At 60.0% G+C, this 19887-nt stretch carries 18 protein-coding genes and 1 pseudogene; 11 read left to right on the plus strand and 8 right to left on the minus strand.

The window, feature by feature from the left end:
- Positions 1–208: 208 nt before the first annotated feature.
- Positions 209–472: a hypothetical protein gene (locus tag HX790_RS01060; RefSeq protein ID WP_012723150.1), complete on the minus strand. Its 264-nt coding sequence runs from the start codon at positions 470–472 to the stop codon at positions 209–211.
- A 112-nt stretch (positions 473–584) separates the two neighbouring features.
- Between HX790_RS01060 and HX790_RS29480 the strand changes: the two genes are divergently transcribed.
- Entirely contained in the window at positions 585–1625 is a 1041-nt protein-coding gene (locus HX790_RS29480; protein ID WP_012723149.1) for a hypothetical protein, read from the plus strand.
- Between the two features lie 117 nt (positions 1626–1742).
- On the opposite strand, the pseudogene HX790_RS01070 reads toward HX790_RS29480, so the two are convergent.
- Positions 1743–2035: pseudogene (locus tag HX790_RS01070) on the minus strand (transposase); the annotation flags it as partial.
- Between the two features lie 511 nt (positions 2036–2546).
- Between HX790_RS01070 and HX790_RS01075 the strand changes: the two are divergent.
- The 5 genes from HX790_RS01075 to HX790_RS01095 all read left to right on the plus strand — a co-directional run bounded on the left by HX790_RS01075 (position 2547) and on the right by HX790_RS01095 (position 6034).
- Positions 2547–2804, plus strand: a complete 258-nt coding sequence (locus tag HX790_RS01075; protein ID WP_017139678.1) for a hypothetical protein — start codon at positions 2547–2549, stop codon at positions 2802–2804.
- Positions 2805–3251: 447 nt separating this feature from the next.
- Positions 3252–3743, plus strand: a complete 492-nt coding sequence (locus HX790_RS01080) for a GNAT family N-acetyltransferase (RefSeq protein ID WP_017139679.1) — start codon at positions 3252–3254, stop codon at positions 3741–3743.
- Between the two features lie 175 nt (positions 3744–3918).
- Positions 3919–4464 (plus strand): hypothetical protein, encoded by a 546-nt coding sequence (locus HX790_RS01085; protein ID WP_176991132.1) that lies wholly within the window; start codon positions 3919–3921, stop codon positions 4462–4464.
- A gap of 193 nt (positions 4465–4657) precedes the next feature.
- Positions 4658–5077 carry a GNAT family N-acetyltransferase gene (locus HX790_RS01090; protein ID WP_176991133.1) on the plus strand — a complete coding sequence of 140 codons (420 nt, stop codon included), beginning with the start codon at positions 4658–4660 and terminating at the stop codon, positions 5075–5077.
- A 63-nt stretch (positions 5078–5140) separates the two neighbouring features.
- Entirely contained in the window at positions 5141–6034 is an 894-nt protein-coding gene (locus HX790_RS01095; protein ID WP_176991134.1) for an AraC family transcriptional regulator, read from the plus strand.
- On the opposite strand, the gene HX790_RS01100 is transcribed toward HX790_RS01095, so the two are convergent.
- Complete coding sequence (locus HX790_RS01100; protein ID WP_017139683.1) at positions 5976–6563, minus strand: LysE family translocator; 588 nt, start codon at positions 6561–6563, stop codon at positions 5976–5978. The genes HX790_RS01095 and HX790_RS01100 overlap by 59 nt on opposite strands.
- A 219-nt stretch (positions 6564–6782) precedes the next feature.
- Positions 6783–7217: a helix-turn-helix domain-containing protein gene (locus tag HX790_RS01105; protein ID WP_138453489.1), complete on the minus strand. Its 435-nt coding sequence runs from the start codon at positions 7215–7217 to the stop codon at positions 6783–6785.
- A gap of 107 nt (positions 7218–7324) precedes the next feature.
- On the opposite strand from HX790_RS01105, the gene HX790_RS01110 reads away from it, so the two are divergent.
- Positions 7325–8023 (plus strand): SDR family oxidoreductase, encoded by a 699-nt coding sequence (locus HX790_RS01110; RefSeq protein WP_099548724.1) that lies wholly within the window; start codon positions 7325–7327, stop codon positions 8021–8023.
- Positions 8024–8213: 190 nt separating this feature from the next.
- Here the strand turns inward: HX790_RS01110 and HX790_RS01115 are convergent, their stop codons facing one another.
- The 3 genes from HX790_RS01115 to HX790_RS01125 form a co-directional block, all read right to left on the minus strand.
- Positions 8214–9659 carry a mechanosensitive ion channel domain-containing protein gene (locus HX790_RS01115; RefSeq protein ID WP_138453491.1) on the minus strand — a complete coding sequence of 482 codons (1446 nt, stop codon included), beginning with the start codon at positions 9657–9659 and terminating at the stop codon, positions 8214–8216.
- Between the two features lie 231 nt (positions 9660–9890).
- On the minus strand, positions 9891–10517 hold the full coding sequence (gene ycaC / locus HX790_RS01120; RefSeq protein WP_170038544.1) for an isochorismate family cysteine hydrolase YcaC: 627 nt from the start codon (positions 10515–10517) through the stop codon (positions 9891–9893).
- Positions 10518–10602: 85 nt separating this feature from the next.
- Positions 10603–11469 (minus strand): pirin family protein, encoded by an 867-nt coding sequence (locus tag HX790_RS01125; protein ID WP_017139688.1) that lies wholly within the window; start codon positions 11467–11469, stop codon positions 10603–10605.
- A gap of 109 nt (positions 11470–11578) precedes the next feature.
- On the opposite strand from HX790_RS01125, the gene HX790_RS01130 reads away from it, so the two are divergent.
- Positions 11579–12484 (plus strand): LysR family transcriptional regulator, encoded by a 906-nt coding sequence (locus HX790_RS01130; protein WP_369683600.1) that lies wholly within the window; start codon positions 11579–11581, stop codon positions 12482–12484.
- 117 nt (positions 12485–12601) lie between these two features.
- Here the strand turns inward: HX790_RS01130 and HX790_RS01135 are convergent, their stop codons facing one another.
- Entirely contained in the window at positions 12602–13804 is a 1203-nt protein-coding gene (locus HX790_RS01135) for a multidrug effflux MFS transporter (protein WP_176991135.1), read from the minus strand.
- Between the two features lie 101 nt (positions 13805–13905).
- Between HX790_RS01135 and HX790_RS01140 the strand changes: the two genes are divergently transcribed.
- From HX790_RS01140 to HX790_RS01150, 3 genes are all read left to right on the plus strand, one after another.
- A complete protein-coding gene (locus tag HX790_RS01140; RefSeq protein ID WP_176991136.1) occupies positions 13906–15012 on the plus strand; it encodes an efflux RND transporter periplasmic adaptor subunit in 1107 nt (368 codons plus the stop codon).
- 2 nt (positions 15013–15014) lie between these two features.
- Positions 15015–18098 (plus strand): efflux RND transporter permease subunit, encoded by a 3084-nt coding sequence (locus HX790_RS01145; protein ID WP_176991137.1) that lies wholly within the window; start codon positions 15015–15017, stop codon positions 18096–18098.
- Positions 18099–18256: 158 nt separating this feature from the next.
- On the plus strand, positions 18257–19887 hold a 1631-nt coding region (locus HX790_RS01150), incomplete at its 3' end, for a DUF6531 domain-containing protein (protein ID WP_256351447.1).

Consider the following 19887-nt stretch of genomic DNA (forward strand, 5'->3'; position numbering starts at 1 on the left):
TCACAGGTCGCGCCGTGTGAAAATTGCAGACAAACGGAATGTGATCGACTTGACGCCGAACGCGAGGGAACACAGAATGACGGCGCGTAGGGCTGAAACCTAACACCATCAAAAAAGCCTAGGGCTCCACCCCTGGGCTTTTTTGTGCTCCAAATCCACCGGCTAGCTCCTATCCTGATCTCATTGTGATACTCCTCATATGCTTAGTTCATACGGCCTGCTGCCGTGCGCAGCGCTGCGTAGCAATCCACCAAGCGACCTCTTTGGACAGAGCAAAGAACCCCCGACGATTAGGCACTTCAAATAGCGGCACCTCAATTGTCCCTCGCTGTTTAGCTTTACGAAACGCGTCGTACGATGTGTAACCCAACTCTCTCCACAGCGCGCTGCCACCCACCATCAGGCCATATCGCTGTTTGAGGTCGAGCTCTAATTCGAATGACAGAAATTGGATTTCAAGGGGCTCGCGCATCGCACTTAATGTCCGGTTTGGTCACAGTTGATAGTAATAAACCGCCCCCTTGCGCTCCAGCCGTAAGACTTCTACATTTTTTACGGTACAAAGATCGTTCGGGGATTTTTAAGTGTCTGATTTTAAGAGAATTGCAAACATTTATTCGGAGTTCGCAGGCAGCTTGCGCGAACAAATTCCGGAAAATAGCCGCCCCCGAAGCAACACAGTGGAAATGCTCGCAGTGGGCTACTGGTTCGAAGGACTGAGGCAGCGGACAGGCCTCAAAACTGCCTATGCCCTTGAGCTGTATTTCGAAAAAGAGTCATTTCGAAGAAATACGAATGGCACGATCCGGCATTACCGAAGCAAGTGGTCTAGGTACGAACAGAAAATGATCTCCCCCAAGGCCAAGACCTTGAGTAGGGTGGAACTGCTAGCACCTGGATCGTCCCGCGACCTGAATCATCCCATATGGACTTTGATGAAGCTGATCTCCCGGCAACAGAAAATCAGCTTCGACAGCTACTTCCGTGCGTTAAATACCGATGTCCAACTGGTGCTTTATCGCAGCACCAGCAACATGATTTGGGACAGTGTTCAGCGCGAACCAATCACTCAAGTTCTACTCGAAAAACTCGAACGCAGGGCAAGCTTGGATGCCCTCGCTGCGTTGATCGCGATAGTGGTCGAAGCAGATCTCCTAGGTCGAAAAACCGTTGCTATCAAGGCAGCAGGCACCTTGCACAAAGTACTTCTGATGCTGGCAATGGAGCTTCAAGCGCGCGGTGTTGCCGTTGGCCTAATCGATTGGCTCGTGTTCAACGTCCTACCCCTTGGAGTGCCTGCCCATCTGCATATCTGGATGAGCAGCGCTGACTACATCCACGCGTCGGCGCATTTGAACACCATGGTTTACCAGCATCCGGAAAGGCGCGGAAAAGCCCTACCTTGGAAGCTTCGTAATAAGCTGATGTGCAAGCTGCTTGCCGGGGACATGGGAATTGACGTTTTGCACGCAATGCGCCCTCAGTTCGAGTTGCGGACGGACATAGGGGAAATTGCGGCCGAGCTGGTCGAGGAGTTTAAGAAGACGTCGGCACTGAGAACTTGGGGATGGATGTGCATCATCGATGGCGCGCCACAGACAGTGCCACCAGTACCGCTGCTTTAGCCTTTCAAATGACTCGCTAGGCGAGTGGTCAAGTCCAATGCAAATGCCTGGTCACTTCCGATGCAAACGACTGGTCAAGTCGAATGCAAATGGCTGGTCAAATGGGTTGCAATTTCCCAATCTTCCGACATCAAGAGCGCAGTAGCCTTTTTTAGTATTGATTTCTCTCGCTCAAGCCGAGCAATCCGGGCTTCCAGCTCCTGAATTTTTTGCTGTTCCGGAGTCAGTGCCTTGCTCTGCGGGGTAACGCCTTTATGTTCTTTCTGAATCTGGTCAACCCAGCGGCGCAATGCCGATTCACCAATGCCGAGTGAACGGCTGGCTTCGATGTAGCTGTAGTTTTGTTTGAGCACAAGGTCGGCAGCCTCGCGCTTGAATTCAGGAGTAAAGGAGCGGCGTTGTTTGGTCATCTGACACCTCGATCTGGCGAGCATTCTCGCCTAAATGGGTGTCCGGTTTCATTAGACCACTACAAAATGACTGGCTAGGCACACGCAAATCCGTGAGTTTGGTTTGTGAGTCCAACCAGACCGCCCTAAAAGACAGTCAGAAATTTCTGACGAAATCGAAGGAGCCCTCTCGTACACCAATCCCACCCTCAGCACACATTGCTGTAAACCTTCGGCATAGAGCACATCAATACAGATTTACAGGGCAATCAAAATAGCCACTGCTTCCGCAAACCGACCCAGAACCTCAACAGCCCCCCGTTGCCTCATCAAAACTCGCCAACTATAGTCCACCCCATCGCCAGCTTGATCGGCGATGGGATTCGCAGCCCTAAAAAAGAATCACACCAAAAACCGTTACACCAGACAGAGCCGATTCCCGGTGATGCCTTGTTCTACGGCTATTTAATATTTTTCTTTCTTAGGGATTTCTACCTTGAAAATTCAACACCCGCCCCGCCGCTTCACCCCCATGTCCCAAACCGCAACCGAATACCCTGTCCTGCTCATCGACAGTGACGCCCCGCTCAGCGAGCTCCATGCCTGCGCCAGCGAGCGTCTCAATGCGGCCCTCGCCTACCTTCACCTGATGGCCTGTTCCAATGTGTCCGACTATGCTGAGCATGACGTTAATACCGTCGCCAATACCGCGCGGATCATGATCCAGGACGTGTCGGATGTGTTTACGGTGATGGAGCGGCGCGGGTTTGATGTGCCTGCTGTGAGTTGAGGTGATGTGAGCTGTGAGGAAACCCGCTTTGGCGGGTTTTCTGGTTTTTGGGGCGGCTACTGCCTGGCGGTCTTGATGTTCACAACGTTCTTTCTAGGCGGCTCGCCAAACTGGCGCTTGTATTCTCGACTAAGGTACGCGGTGATAGGCGTGATGCTCGATTCACACTCCCCTCTTTTATTGGCGGAAATGGCTGTTGGAAAACCCGGCTTCTGTGGCGAGGGAGCTTGCTCCCGCTGGGGCGCGAAGCGGCCCCAAAAATGGGACTGCTACGCAGTCCAACGGGAGCAAGCTCCCTCACCACAATTACCGGCTATGCCTTAACTGACTGGCATTAGCGCAAGCCCCCTCGCCACGGTGAGCTTGTTTGCCATCATCACAATCTGTGTCAGGCACTGGATGTTTCTTTATGATGTGGCCTTTCGCTTAATGCCCCAGGAACCTCCCATGCCCGCCCTCACCTTCCGCAACGCCCTACCCGCCGACGCCGCGCGTTGCTTTGAAATCGAAACCAGCGCCTACGAAGGCGATGAAGCGGCGACGCTGGAGAAGATCGCCACGCGTATTGCGCAGTACCCCGAGGGCTTTTTGATTTTGGAGGCGGATGGCGCGGTGGTGGGGTTTATCAATTGTGGCTGCGCCCATCAGGTGGTGATGTCGGATGAGGCGTTCAAGGAGTTGGTGGGGCATGCGGCCGAGGCGCCGAATGTGGTGATCATGTCGGTGGTGGTCGACCCGGCGCAGCAGGGTAAGGGCTATTCCAAACTGCTGATGACTGAGTTTGTGCAGCGCATGCGCGCGATGGGCAAGCAAACGATTCATTTGATGTGCAAGGAGCAGCATGTGCCGTTGTATACGCGCATGGGTTACGGCTATGTGCAGCCGTCGCCGTCGGAGCATGGCGGGATGGCGTGGCATGAGATGGTGATGGGCCTTTAGGCCGTTAACTTTCTGGTCGTGTTTATGTAACGGGATTTAGCCCCGTCAGCCATCATTGAACGGGCAACTGTGTTGCAACAGGTAAGAAGCGCGCCTCTATTGCCTTTTCTGACAGCCAAGTTGAAACGTCATACGCGGTTTTGAGCCACGGCCGATAGACCGCACCCATCGTTACATGAACGCAGTCACCAGCAGTTTTGAGCAGTTACATCTGCAAAAAATCACCTTATTGAATGCCTTGGCAGGGCTCTGTAGTTTTCGAAGGGAATCGCCGGATCAGGTTCTGGCGATACGTTTTCTTAAAGATCGCCGAGGTACGTCCATGTTTCCAATCACCCGTACACCCTACACTCCCCCTTCGCACATCCAACACATGCATGAAGCAGCTCACCGTGCTCCCTTGGATCGCGAGCCCCAGGCCTCGCATACAAGCATGTCCCCAAGGGGCAAGACGGAAAACCAGGCAGATTTCCCGCTGGTCAATTCGAATACCAAACTCTGGGCCAGCCTCGAACACCGAATTGATAGCGACACGCCCTTGCGCAACAAGATGGATGACACTGCCGGTGACGATGCCGAAGTGTTCGATCCAGAGACACAAACATGGCAGCCTACCCAAGCACTCGGCGGGGGGCTGCACGCCAATCTTGGCGACGCTTACCGCGAAGCCATCGATTTCGAAATCAAGGCCGACAACATGGGCGGCTGGCAGCGAGTGTGAGTCGCTGACGGTGTTAGGCTCCGTGGAGGGTGTTCTAAGCGCTAGACGGACCCGGCCCACACCTTCGGCCGCTCGCAGGAGCTGTCTCTGCTGATGGAAGGCGCGCAGGTAGTGGCGCAAAACAAAGGGTTTGATCAGGTGGGTGAACGGCTGCTGCATATGGTGCGCCAGCGGCTTTGAGGAGCGAGAACGCATGAGCATGATTGAAATCAGCGACCAACCCAACCCCGACGCCGAGCGCCTGCTGGGCGATGGCCTTGCCGCGTTCAATGAGGCCGTCACCGGCGGCAATGATCGTCGGCCGTTGATGGTGTTGCTCAAAGACCCGGACACTCAGGAAATCCTGGGTGGCATCACGGGCAAAACCACCTTGGGCATGGCCTTCCTCGACCTGTTCCACTTGCCCGACGCCCTGCGCGGTTCGGGCCTGGGCAGCCAGTTGCTGCAGGCCTTCGAAGACGAGGCGCGGCGCCGGGGCTGCCAGCATGCGGTGCTGTACACCTTGAGTTTTCAGGCACCGGGGTTTTACGAGAAACAGGGGTGGGTGCGGTTGGGTGAAATACCCTGTCAGCCCGAAGGCAGCAGCCGGGTGTTTTTGTCCAAACAGCTTTGAAGCTGACGCCTTCGGCGGTCTGTGCAATGATCGCAACTCGCCTCAAGGGATGGAGCCACCGCCATGTCGCTGAACACCCCGCCTCACCTCGCGCACGCGCCACGCTTCTGGCGTGACGAGCGCTTGCCGTTCATCGAGGCACGCACCATCGCCGACGGGCGCAAGGTCACTTACACCCGTCACGCCCACGAGCATTTTTCCATCGGCGCCATCACCCGCGGGCGCAGTTATTACCACTATGGCGCGCAGACCTTCGAGATCAGCGCCGGCACGGTGGTGTTGATGAACCCCGGTGATGTGCACGCGTGCAACCCGATCCACGACCAGCATTGGTCGTATCACATGATTTACCTCGACACACCGTGGCTGACGGACCTGCAATACCAGCTGGGTTTCAGTACCGAGCAGGGTTATCGGCCGTTCAATACGCCGCATACCCGCGACACGGTGTTGTATAACGGCCTGATCGAGCTGTACGGCATTCTGTTGGATGAGCAGGCCGAGTTGCTGCAGAAAGAGAGTGCGCTGGTGAGTTATTTCACCGAGGTGCAGCAGCGCCTGAACCCGTCTTTGACGCCGCTGCGTGAGGTCAACCACAAGCTGGAGCGCGCCGCCGAGTACATCCGTGCGCACTGCACCGAAGCGTTGAAGCTGGAGGATATTTGCCTGGCGGCCGAGCTGTCGCCGTCGTATTTGATTCGTGCGTTCAAGCAGTATTACGGGCTCACGCCCCATGCGTTTCTGGTCAACCGGCGCATTCAGTTTGCCCGCACGCAATTGCGCAATGGCGAGCTGATCGCCGATGTAGCCCTGGCCGCCGGGTTTGCCGACCAGGCGCATTTTCAGCGCACCTTCAAACTGTATTTCGCCGCTACGCCGGGCCAGTACCGCGACTTGCTCAAGCCATCAGCAAATAACCCACACTGGCCACCAGCAACGCGGCCATTGAGCGGTTGAACAGGCGCACACCTTGGGGGTTGCTCAGGTAGCGCCGCAAAAACGTGCCGGCGTAGGCCCAGCACGCCACCGACAGGTAGCAGATCACCAGGTACAGCGCCGCAAACAGCCACACTTGGCGCGCATCGCCATCGGCCACGAACAAGCCCATGCCCGCCACACAGGCCAGCCAGGCTTTGGGGTTGAGCCATTGCATGATCGCGCCGTAGAGCATCGAGGGCGCGGTGGCAGTGCCTTCGGCGTCGAGTCGGCCATCGTCGACCGCGAGTTTCCAGGCCATGTACAGCAAAAAGGCGACCCCGCCCCACTGGATCAACTGGGTGAGGATCGGCCAGCGCACCAGCACTTCATGCAGGCCCAGGCCGATCAGCACCAGCAGCAAGGTAAAACCCACGGCGGCGCCGACTACGTGTTTCTGGCTGGCGGCAAAGCCAAAGCGCGCGCCGGAGCTGAGCGCCACCACATTGACCGGGCCGGGGGTGATGGACGTGGCCAAAGCGAAGGCGGCCATGGAGATGATCAAACTCATTGCAGTTCCTTTTGGTGATGCCGAGTGACGATGGCTTCACGGTAAAGGGCTGAACGGCGGTGGTATTGAAGAAAATGCCCCTGAGGTCTTGGAGGCTTTGCCTGAGAGCGTTTCAGGTCGCCATGTTCCCTTTGTGGCGAGCCTGCTCGCCACAACAAGCCTGTTTTCCATAACAAGCCTGTTTGCCACAACAGCCTGCTCGCCACAATGGCCCAGTCGTTATGCCGCCGGCATCTGGGTGATGATGTCTTCCAGGCCCAGCACCCGGCCGTCTTCGGACACGATCTCGACCTTGCGCAGCGGCTTGAGCAAGCGCGCATCCAGCAAGTGGGTGGCGCCATCGGCCGGCTGCGTGAAGGTTTCGCCCCATTGCGCCAGGGTTACCAGCACCGGCATCAGCGCGCGGCCTTTGTCGGTGAGTTGATATTCGCTGCGCGCGCCCACTTCACTGGTTTGCAACAGGCCTTGTTCGACCATGTCCTTGAGACGCGTGGCGAGGATGTTTTTCGCCACGCCCAGGTGTTTTTGGAAGTCACCGAAGCGCGTCACCCCGGCGTAGGCGTCGCGGATGATCAACAGCGTCCACCAATCCCCCACCACGTCGAGTGCGCGGGCGACCGGGCAACAGTCGCCTTCCAGGCATTTGCGTTTCATCGTCGGGCCTCCGGGCAATCAGAAATATTAGGTTGCATTATAGGACCAACAGGCTCAAGATAAAAACGGTTTCATTATTAAACCTAATTCGTCGCCTGGAGTGCATCATGGATATTCGTGGAAAAGTGGTGTTGGTTACCGGTGCCAATCGTGGCCTGGGCAAAGCGTTTGTCACCGCGCTGCTGGCAGCGGGTGCGGCCAAGGTGTATGCCGGTGCACGTGACCCGGCCAGTGTGGATATCCCCGGCAGCACGCCGATTGCCCTGGACATTACCGACCCGGCCAGCGTGCAGCGCGCCGCCGAGCAGTGCGGCGATGTCAGCGTGTTGATCAACAACGCGGGCTGGCTCAAGTACGGCTCGTTGCTGGCCGAAGACAGCATCGAGAACCTGCAGCAGCACTTTGAGGTGAACACCTTCGGCACCTTGCGCCTGAGCCGCGCTTTTGCACCGATCCTGGCCCGGCACGGCGGTGGCGCGTTGATCAATATCCTCTCGGTACTGAGCTGGCTGAGCCCTCCCGGCTCCGGCGGCTACAGCACCTCCAAGTCGGCGCAGTGGGGTCTTACCAATGGCCTGCGTGGTGAATTGCGCGAGCAGAACACCTTGGTGATCGGCGTACACCCGGCCTATATCGACACTGACATGGTGGCGGATGTGCAGGCGCCAAAAAGCACCCCGCAGGAAGTGGTGGCCATTACCCTCAAGGCATTAAGTGAGGACCGCGAAGAAGCGCTGATCACCGACATGACCCACGCGGTAAAAGCTTCGCTGTCCACCGACAGCCCGGTGTATTTGAGTCATTGAGCAACCAGCAGTGCGCGCCGAACCCGGTGCGCACCTTCCAACTGAAACAACTCAGTCTGAATGTGGGAGCGGGCTTGCTCGCGAATGCGTAGTGTCAGTCGATGCATAGGCGACTGACCCACCGTATTCGCGAGCAAGCCCGCTCCCACATTTAGATCGCGTTATATCCCGAAGATATGGCGTTACGGCCTCACAACCCGCGGTTACGCAGCCATTGCAAAAAGCCTTTCTTGACCGGCACCACCGGCGCGTCCTGGGTCAGGGCTTGCGCGGCGTGCACACGGAAATCCAGCAGTGCCTTCATCGCTTCGCTGATGTCGTGGCGCGCGTCCAGGCAGGGTTTTAGGTACTCATTTTCGATCCGATACAGCGTGCAGAAGGTCTTGGCGGTGAAGTCCGCCAGCGCCGCTTGATCGGACAAAATCCCCGACTCGCCAATCACCTCGCCCGGCCCCATGCGCCCGGCTTCGAACGTGTGGCCATCCTTGATCAACATCACCGAGACCACGCCGGACTCGACGATAAACAAATGGTCGCTGACCTCCCCCGCCGGCAGGATCATCTCGCCGGCACGATAGGTGTGCAGGGTCATGTTCTGGCTGAAGGTGTCTTTTTCCTCTTGGCGCAACGTGGAGAAAATCGACGAACGCTCCAGCAATGCCCGTGCGTGGGACATCACCGGCGGCGCGCTGCTTTCAGTGGCCGACAGCAGGCCCACGCCCGCTGCTTGCAGGTGGCGGAACGCCAGGTCGTAAAGCTGGTTACGCACTTCCCGCTTTTGGCCCATGGCCGGCACAAACCCGCTGATCTCGTATTCCACGCCGCCACTGGCCGAAGTCTTGAACGCCACGCTGGGCGCGGGTTTGGCCAACAATGGCCGGCAGCCTTGCATCGCGCGCTCCAGCGCTTCGATCACGGTTTGCGGGCGCGCATGCGGGCTGACTTGCAGGCTGACCGCCAGGCCGAACATGTCCGCCGGGCGTGAGAAGTTGATGATCTTGGCCTTGGCCGCCAGGGAGTTGGGGATCACCGCCATGCTGCCCTGGGAGGTTTGCAGGCGCGTGGCACGCCAGTCGATGTCAGTGACGCGCCCTTCGGTGCCGTCGATGGAGATCCAGTCATCTACCTGATACGGCTTGGTGGTGTTGAGCACGATCCCGGAAAACACGTCGCTCAAGGTGCTTTGCAGCGCCAGGCCGACGATGATCGCCACCGCGCCGGAGGTGGCGAGCACGCCCTTAACCGGCAAGTCGAGCACATAGGCCATGGCGGCGATGATCGCGATCAGGAAGATCACTGCGCCCAGCAGGTCTTGCAACAAGCGCCCGCCGTGCCCGACGCGATTCATCATGACCGTGCCGAGCAATACCGTGAGGGTGCGCGCTGCGAACAGCCACCAGCCGATCTGCAACGCCGTGGCCGCCAGGTGCAAGGCGGTGTTGTCGCCATAGGGCGCAAGCTGCATGGGGTTCATGCCGTCGTTGAACAGCACGGCGCTGAACACCGCAAAGATCGCCAGGCGCGCCGCCAGTTTCCAGTTGGCGAGGTTGGCGGAAATAAGCCGCCACACAGCGATGTCGATAAAGATCAGCGCCACGGCGCACAGCATCGGGTGATCAGCGATAAATGAGGGCATCCAGGCGACTCCAGGGTGTGTGGCGAGAAGATCGCATGAATCGGCAATACTGAATAACAAAATGTGGGAACAGGCTTAATGTGGAAGCAGGCTTTGTGTGGGAGCTGGCTTGCCTGCGATGCGGACACCTCGGTATGACTGATAAACCGAGGTGATGCCATCGCAGGCAAGCCAGCTCCCACACTAACCCGCTCCACACAGGGGGTATGTGGCAACCCTTGGGTCTTGCGCTTACTTGGCGCCAGTCAGCGCGTTATAGCTGGTAAACAGGTTGCGATAGTCCGGGATATGGTTGGCAAACAAGGTACCCAAGCCTTCGATATCGTTGCGCCAGTCGCGGTGCAGCTCACAGGCCAGGCCGAACCAGGTCATCAGTTGCGCGCCGCTGGCCGACATGCGGTCCCAGGCCGAATCGCGGGTGATTTCGTTGAAGGTGCCGGACGCGTCCGTCACCACGAACACCTCAAACCCTTCAGCCAGAGCCGACAACGCAGGGAACGCCACGCAAACCTCGGTTACCACACCGGCGATGATCAGTTGTTTCTTGCCGGTGGCCTTGATCGCCTTGACGAAATCTTCGTTGTCCCAGGCATTGATCTGGCCAGGGCGCGCAATGTACGGCGCGTCCGGGAACAGTGCCTTCAGCTCCGGTACCAGTGGGCCGTTGGGGCCGGTTTCGAAGCTGGTGGTGAGGATGGTTGGCAGCTTGAAGTACTTGGCCAGGTCAGCCAGGGCCAGCACGTTGTTCTTGAACTTGTCCGGTTCGATATCTCGCACCAGAGACAGCAGGCCAGCCTGATGATCAACCAGCAGAACGGCGGCGTTGTCCTTGTCCAGACGTTTGTAGGGAGTAGTCATGAGTGCTTCCTCTTTTCCATGGGCGACAGCCATCCTTGGCCGGTAAACCGGCCTGGCTATCTGGGTTGGGTGTTGCGGGGGTGAATCAGTGATGCATCTGGCCGAACTGGCCTGATTGGAAGTCAGCAAAAGCCTGGTGGATCTCTTGCTCGGTGTTCATCACGAACGGGCCGTGGCCGACGATAGGCTCGTCGATGGGTTCGCCGCTGAGCAGCAGGAACATCGCATCGTTGTTCGACTCCAGGGCGAGTTGGTCGCCGTCGCGTTCGAACAACGCCAGTTGCCCTTCGCGCACCAGTTCCTGGCCATTGACCTGCACCGTGCCTTTGAGCACTACCAGCGCGGTGTTGCGCCCGGCGTGCAGGTCGAGGGTCACAGACTTACCGGCATTGAGGCGCACATCCCACACGTCGATCGGCGTGAAGGTGCGGGCCGGGCCTTGTTTACCGGCAAACTCACCGGCAATCAGGCGCAAGCTGCCGGCGTTGTCGGCCAGCGGTAATGACGGGATATCGCCGTCGAGGATGGTCTGGTAGCCGGCATCGGTCATTTTGTCCTTGGCCGGCAGGTTGACCCACAACTGCACCATTTCCAGCGCGCCGCCCTTTTGGGCAAACGCTGCGGAGTGGAACTCCTCATGCAGGATGCCTTTGGCCGCCGTCATCCATTGCACATCGCCTGGGCCGATGGTGCCGCCAGCGCCGGTGGAATCGCGGTGCTCGACTTCGCCCTTGTAGACGATGGTCACGGTTTCAAAGCCGCGATGCGGGTGCTGGCCGACGCCACGACGTGCTTGGGTCGGGGTGAAATCGGCCGGCCCGGCGTGGTCCAGCAACAGGAACGGGCTGATGTGCTTGCCCATGGTGTCGTAGGAAAACAGCGTGCGAACCGGAAAGCCGTCGCCTACCCAATGGCTGCGTGGGCTGGTGTAGATACCGATGATATTTTTCATGGCGTTTCTCCAAAGGCGTGAAAGCAGTGCATGTACACAGCTTAAATCCGCTACCTTTACCGCGCTAGACGGCAAAAATAACCCTTAGCGTTCTATTTGGAGAACGATAGTGGAAGACCTCAACACCCTCTATTACTTCACCCAAGTGGTCGAGCACCGTGGTTTTGCCGCCGCGGGCCGCGCGCTGGACATGCCTAAATCGAAGCTCAGCCGGCGTATCAGCGAGCTCGAAGAGCGCCTGGGTGTGCGCCTGATCAACCGCACCAGCCGGCATTGTTCGCTCACCGAAATCGGCCAGGTCTATTACCAGCGCTGCCTGGCCATGCGGGTGGAGGCCGAAGCGGCCGCCGAAGTGATCGAGCGCAACCGTTCCGAGCCCCAGGGCATTGTGCGTTTGAGCTGCCCCACCGCCCTGCTCAACTCCTGGGTCGGGCCGATGCTGACCCGCTACATGCTCAAGTACCCGCTGGTGGAGTTGCACCTGGAGAGCACCAACCGGCGTGTGGATGTGATTCACGAAGGCTTTGACATCGCCCTGCGCATTCGCTTTCCGCCCTTGGAAGACACCGATCTGGTGATGAATGTGCTTGGCAACAGCACGCAGTGCCTGGTGGGCAGCCCGGCGTTTGTGTCGCGCCTGTCCAACCCGCCGTTGCCTGGGGATTTGAATGGGTTGCCGAGCGTGTATTGGGGCTCGGCGCAGCGTGAGTACCAGTGGGAATTGTTTGGCGAGAACGGTGCCAGCGCGGTGATTCGACACTTCCCACGGATGATCACCGATGACCTGTTGGCGTTGCGCCACGCGGTGTGCGCCGGGGTGGGTATTGCGCACCTGCCGAGTGTGGTGGTGCGCGAGGACATTGCCGCCGGGCGCCTGGTCAACTTGATCCCGGGTTGGTCGCCAAGGACCGGGATCGTGCACGCGATTTTCCCTTCGCGCCGTGGGCTGTTGCCGTCGGTGCGCACCCTGATTGATTTTCTCGGCGAGGAATTCGCGCACAGCGACATGGCCTGACCGCTGATCGTTCCCACGCTCCGCGTGGGAATGCATCCAGTGACGCTCTGCGTCACGACTGCCAGAGCGGGACGCGGAGCGTCCGGGGCGGCATTCCCACGCAGAGCGTGGGAACGATCAAGCCGCGGCCAGCAGCGCTTGGCGCTGGCGCAGCAGGTGGAACGCCACAAACGCCGAAACCGCAAAGCTCGCCTGGATCATGATCATCGGCGTGGCACTGCCATCACGCAGATGGCTCAGCAACAGGCCACTGCACGTCGCGCCAAACATCTGCGAAAAGCCCATCAATCCCGCCGCCAACCCCGCACGATGGGCGTTGGGCATCACCCCGCCCGTGACAGAGCCCGGCAACACCAGGCCGCCGCCAAGGGTGACCAATGCCACCGGAATATCCAGGCCCAGCGCCGACAGGCCGAACAGCTCGTAAATCACCACCGCTAGAATCCCGCCGATGGCGACCAGCGTCACGCCTATCGACACAATGCGTTGCGGCCCCAGGCGCAGGATATTGCGCCGGGTGTAGGTAGAACCCACGATCAGCATCGACACGATCAGGCCAAAATTAAGCCCGTACTCCAGGCTGCTGAACCCCAGCAAGTTGATAAACACCGCCGATGAACCCGCGATCACCGCGAACATCGCGCCGTAGGTGCAGGCCAACGCAACCGCGTACGCCCGATACTGGCGGCCCTTGAGCAAATCCAGGTATTGCCCGCCGAGGGTGCGCCAATGCCCGGCCTTGGGGTCCAGAAAGTGATTGCTCTCGCGAAAGAACAACAGCGCCAACACCAGCACCACGCTGCCGATCACCAGCGCCAGCAGGATCGGCGCCTGCCAGCCCAGCAGCTTGATCAGCAACCCGCCAATCATCGGCGCCACAACGATGGCGTAGAGCATGCCGATCATGGTCAACGCCAGCGCTGGCCCCGCTTCGGCCTTCCACACATCACGCACCACCGTGCGCGCCAGCACCAGCGCGGCGCAGGCGCCCAGGCCTTGCAGCACGCGGGCGGCAATGAACTGTTGAATGTCGCTGACCAGCAGCATCGACAGGGTTGCCAGCACATACAGCGCCAGGCCGCCAAGTAGCACGGGGCGACGGCCGATGCGGTCCGACAGCGGCCCGAACAGCAATTGCCCAAGGCCAAATGCAGCCACAAATGCCGACAACGCCAGCAACGCCGAACCCGCTGGCGCCGCCAGTGCCTGCTCGATAGCGCCCAGGCCGGGGATGAGCAATTGGGTCGAGACTTCACCGAGTGCGGTGAGCGCCACCAGTAAAAACAACAGGCTTCGCGACGGGGCCGGGGCGTTCGACATAAGGAATATCCGGGGGCTGGATTAATTTATATTTCGACCATAATATGAGCAAAAAATTATGTCCATAATTTTTTATCCATTGGCCACCCCTGGAGCCCGTCATGCACCCTCTTCCCCTGCGTCTTCTCACGCCCCTGGGCCTGTTGATTATCCTCAGCGGCTGCAACAGCAAGGCCGACACCGCCGTCGAAGTGCCGCTGCCGCGTCCCGTTCTGGCCGCCAAGGTAGAAGCCGCCGGCACCCAACAAAGCGCCTACACCGGCGTGGTCGCGGCGCGCACCGAAAGCGATTTGGGCTTCCGGGTCAGCGGCAAAGTCATCGAACGCAAGGTCGACCCCGGCCAGCATGTCGCCCGTGGTGACACCTTGCTGGTACTGGACATCGGCGACTTCGAACTGGCCCTGCGCTCAGCCAAAAACCGCGTCAACGCGGCACAGGCGCAATTGCGCCAGCGCCGTGATGACGAAAACCGCTACCAGCGCCTGGCCAGTACCGGCGCCGTGTCACGGCAGATCTTCGACCAGTCGGCGACCAACCTGCGCGTGGCCGAAGCCGAACTGGCCGCGGCGCAATCGGATGCCAGCCAGATCGAAAACCGCCGCACTTACTCGGTGCTCAAGGCCGACGGCGACGGCATCATCACCGATGTGCGCGTGGATCGCGGCCAAGTGGTCGCCGAAGGCCAGATCGTGGCGCGCCTGGCCCACGACGGCGCCCGCGAAGCCATCGTCAACCTGCCGGAAAACCAGCGCGACCAAGCCGCGCAAAAAGCCCTGGCCTTCCCGTTCGGCGCACAGGACCAGGCCGTGACAGCCACCCTGCGCGAGCTGTCGGCCAGCGCCGACCCCACCACCCGCACCTACCGCGCACGCTACGTGCTGCATGGCGCCGTCGACCGTTTTGCCCTCGGCTCCACCATCACCGTACGCCTGCAAGGCAATGGCCAGGCCCAGCAAACCCGCGTGCCCATCGGCGCGTTGCAGGATGCGGGGCAAGGCACCGGCGTGTGGGTGATTGGCGCGGACGACAAGGTCAGCTTCGCCCCCGTCAACGTCGCCAGCCTTGGCCAGGAAGACGCGCTGCTCGACAGCGGCGTAACGCCCGGCCAAATCGTCGTCGCCCTCGGCGCGCACTTGCTGCACAGCGGCGACACGGTGCGCCTGCTGCCGGCCCAGGCACTGGCCCTCAACCGTAAACAGGACCACTGAGCATGCGCGGCATCAACCTCTCCGAACTGGCGGTAAAGCACCGCACCGTCACGCTGTTTCTGATCATTGCGATCCTCGCCGCCGGGATCTTCTCGTTCGGCAAGCTGGGGCGCGCTGAAGACCCGTCGTTTACCGTCAAGGTCATGACCATCACCGCCGCCTGGCCCGGCGCCACCGCCCAGGAGATGCAGGAGCAAGTCGCCGACCGCCTGGAAAAGCGCCTGCAGGAACTGGACTACTACGACCGCGTCGAGACCATCGCCCAGCCGGGTTTTGTGTCGATGCGCATGACCTACAAGGAATCCACGCGCCCCAGTGAGATCCAGGACCTGTTTTACCAGACCCGCAAAAAGCTCAGCGACGAAGCGGCGAAACTGCCCAAAGGCGTGATCGGGCCGTTCTTCAATGACGAATATTCCGATGTGTATTTCGCCCTGTATGCGCTGGAAGCCGAGCACCTGCCCCATCGCCAGCAAGTGCAGATGGCCGAAGACTTGCGCCAGGGCTTGCTCAACCTGCCGGGCGTGAAGAAGGTCAATATCCTCGGCGAGCAGGCGCAGCGGATATTTGTCGAGTTCTCTTATGAGCGCCTGGCCACGCTGGGCATCAAGCCGGACCAGATCTTCGCCGCCCTCGCCGCACAGAACGCCGTGGCGCCGTCGGGCTTTGTCGAAACCGCTGGCGCGCGTGCCTATATTCGCATCGACGGCGCCTTCGACAGCCTGGCGCTGATCGAAAACGTACCGCTGGAAGTCAACGGCCGCGTACTGCGCATTGCCGATGTGGCGACCGTGAGCCGTGGTTATGAAGACCCGCCCAGCTATCGCATCCGCCATCAGGGCGACCCGGCGCTGATGCTTGGCGTGATCATGGAGAAGCACTGGAACGGCCTGGAACTGGACAAAAGCCTCAAGGCCCAGGAAGCCAGAATCCAGGCGGACCTGCCGCTGGGCGTGAACTTCGCCAAGGTCTCCGACCAGGCGAAAAACATCAGCCTGGCGGTGAATGAGTTCATGCTCAAATTCTTCGTCGCCCTGGCCGTAGTGATGGTAATCAGCCTGTTGGCCCTGGGCTTTCGCGTCGGGCTGGTGGTGGCCGCCGCGGTGCCGCTGACCTTGTCGGTGGTGTTTGTGATCATGCTGCTCACCGGGCGTGAATTTGACCGCATTACCTTGGGCGCGCTGATTATTTCCCTGGGTTTGCTGGTGGACGATGCGATCATCGCCATCGAGATGATGGTGGTAAAACTCGAAGAAGGGTTTGACCGGATTCACGCCGCCACGTTTGCCTGGAGTTCCACTGCGGCGCCGATGCTCACCGGCACCTTGGTGACCATCATCGGCTTTCTGCCGGTGGGCTTTGCGCGCTCCGGCGCCGGCGAATATGCCGGCAATATCTTCTGGATCGTCGGCTTTGCGCTGATCTCGTCCTGGCTGGTGGCCGTGGTGTTCACGCCGTACCTGGGCGTGAAGTTGCTGCCGCAGATCAAACCGGTGCCAGGCGGTCATGACGCGATTTACGCCGGCCGTTATTACCAGAAACTGCGCAGCCTGGTCGAAGCCTGTGTGCGCCAACGCTGGCTGGTCACTGGCCTGGTGGTCGGTGCCTTTGTACTGTGCGTGCTGGGCATGGGCGTGGTGAAGAAGCAGTTTTTCCCCAACTCCGACCGTTCCGAGCTGATCCTTGAGGTGTACATGCCGCCCGGCAGCGCCTTCAAAAGCACCGAAGCGGTGGCGGCGCAGCTGGAAAAAGCCTTGCTGCAAGAACCGCAAACCAGCCTGGTCGACACCTATGTGGGCGGCGGTGCGCCACGCTTTTTCCTGTCGCTGAACCCCGAACTGCCCGACCCGGCGTTTGCCAAGCTGATTGTGCAAACCCCCGACTCGCATGCCCGCGATGCGCTGAAACTGCGCATGCGTGAACGCATTGCCGCCGGTGAGTTCCCAGCCGCGCGGGTGCGCGTCACGCAATTGCTGTTTGGCCCGCCGGTGCCGTTCCCGGTGGTGTTTCGTGTGTCCGGGCCGAACCTGGATGTGCTGCGCGGGGTGTCCGAAGACGTGCGCCGCGTCGTGGCGGCCAACACGTTGACCAGGGACGCTTTCCTCGACTGGGGCGAACGCACCAGCGGTTATCGGCTGGTGCTGGACCAGGACCGCCTGCGCCTGCTGGGTTTCACGCCCAACGAGGTCAAATCCCAGCTCAATGCCTTGCTCAGTGGCAACCCGATCACCGAAGTGCGCGAAGGCAACCGCACCGTGTCGGTGGTCGCGCGTGCCCAGGGCAACCAGCGCGAGAACCTCGGTAACCTCAACAACATGACCCTCACCAACAGCGCCGGCACCTCGGTGCCGCTGGCCCAGGTCGGGCACTTCCAGGCGGTGATGGAAGAGCCGATCCTCAAGCGGCGCAACCGTGCAAGCACCGTGGAAGTGCGCGCCGACATCATCGACGGCGTGCAACCGCCCGACGTGGAAATGGCCGTGTACAAAGACCTGCAACCCTTGATCGCCAAGCTGCCCGACGGTTACCAGATCGAGATCGGCGGCCCGGTAGAAGAAAGCGCCAAGGCCAACGTGGCGCTGGCGGCACTGTTCCCGATCATGATTTTGCTGACCCTCACGGTGATCATGTTCCAGGTGCGTTCGTTCGGCGTGATGTTCATGGTCTTCGCCACTGCGCCGCTCGGGTTGATTGGCGCGGTGCCGACCTTGCTGCTGTTCAACCAGCCGTTCGGGTTCAACGCGATTCTGGGCCTGATCGGCATCGGCGGCATTCTGATGCGCAACACGCTGATCTTTACCGACCAGATCCGCCAGAACCAGGACCATGGCATGGCGGTGCGCGAGGCGATTATCGAAGCCACCGTGCGCCGGGCGCGGCCGGTAATCCTGACCGCATTGGCGGCGGCGCTGGCGTTTATTCCGTTGACGCTGTCGGTGTTCTGGTCGTCCCTGGCCTACGTGCTGATTGGCGGGGTGCTGGTAGGCACCGTGTTGACTCTGTTGTTCCTGCCGGCGCTGTGCAGCCTGGTGCTTGGGCGGGAGCGCACGAAGGCCGTTGAAACTTCCCACGTAAACGCCGGATAAGCTCTACAGAGTTGTCCTGAAAATCTCTGCAAAGTCCTTCGCCTGATCACACAGTGCGAGGGATTGCAGATGGTTTTTCTGGTTAAGGCCTCGGTTGTCGGGGCTTGGTTTTGATCGCCGCCACCGGCCAGACTATTGGCCTGTTGGTGCTAGCCGCCATGGATTCGAAGACGCGGGACGTCGAGGCCGTGCTTGGCGATTTCCGGCGTTGCTTGAGTTCATACGACAGCTGGGCGCAGAGCTTCTTGAGCTTTTCGGCGCTGGACGTCGAGCAGGTGTTCAAGGTCGGCAACGAAGTGGCGCTGGTCGCGCCGATCGACCGCTCGATCATTCCCAGCACCACCGTCGCCACCTGCCAGGCCAGCGGCACGTTGACCCTGGTGCATATGTTCCAGAGCACACGCTTTGTGCCCATCGGCAATACGCCGGTGGTGCTGCAACGCGTAGATCCCAATGGCGGCCCACTGGGCGAGCCGATCCGCAAAACTATTGGCCCCAGCGGCATTCTCGAAATCACCGAATGTGATCGCAACCAGCAGTACCGGGTCAACTTTTACCCCGACGTTTCGCCTGCGCATTTCAAGGCGTTGTATGCCTCCTATCAGTCGGTCATCGAACCGCTGGAAGGCTGGCTGCGCAGCGAGTGGAGCGGCACATTTGCGCCACTGTGGCAGGACTACTCCGAGGCCAATGTCCTCAAGCGTTATCTCATGCTGGACCAGGCTTACGCCAAAGGGTTTGGCGAGGCGCTGTACTCACTATGGGACAGCCTCAAGCAGCTGTTTGAGTGGCTTGCACACCCGTTGGATAACGCTGAAAAGCTGCTGAGTTATCTGTCCCAGGCCGAGTTTGAACAGCTGCTGAATGCCAGCGCCGAGGCGCTTGAAAAAGGCCTGTTGGTGCTCAGCGATGAGCCGCTGCTGTTTATCTACCTGTCGGCCATGGTCAGTTGGATGCGGTTGTTGCCGCCTGCATACATGAACGAGTTGCTGGGTGAGATCAGCGCCGACGTGCTGATTAACCTGGTGCTGGCCCTGGCCACGGGCGGCATGGGGATTGCGATACGCATGAGCGCCCAGGTGCTGGGCGGCATCAAGTCTCGGCGTGCGCGCCGGTGGTTGGAGCAACTGGCCGGGCAATTTGGTAAATCTCGCTTGGGTGAGCATGTCGAGGCGGCCAAGCCGATCTTGCTGGGCAGTGCCCCGACGCCGATCAAGACCGTGCCGGTTGCGCCGCTGAAGGCTGGGGACCAGTTGGTTGCCAACCCGGTGCCGGCGGTGCGCAGCAAGACGCAGCAGACCGCGTTGGTGCGCCAGGAACCTGTGGATGATGTGCCGGCTTCGGGCAAGAACCTTAATGGCGATGCGGCGGCTCCGGCCGACAGAACCGTTACCAACGGCTGCCCGGTGTCGATGGTCACCGGCGAGGAATTGCTGACGCTCACAGACGGCACGCTGGATGGGGTTTTGCCGTTTGAGTGGACACGGCTGTATCGCACCAGTGCGGTGGAAGTGGATGGCGGGTTGGGGTTTGGCTGGAGCCATTCGCTGGCGCAGCGGCTTTGTGTTTCCGGTGATTCGGTGGTGTGGACGGATCATGAGAATCGTCGTACTGAGTTTGTGCTGCCTACCGCTAATCGACCGGCGATTACCAATAGCTTGGCTGAAGCGGCGATCTATTTGGGTGAATTGCCCGATGAACTGGTGCTGGCCCAGGCGTCGCTGTTCTACCACTTTCAAGAGGGTGTGCTGACCGCCATCAGCGATGCGTATGACAACCGGTTGCGGGT

Origin of the sequence: Pseudomonas sp. IPO3747, assembly GCF_013385245.1 — a bacterium.
Lineage (GTDB): Bacteria > Pseudomonadota > Gammaproteobacteria > Pseudomonadales > Pseudomonadaceae > Aquipseudomonas > Aquipseudomonas edaphica.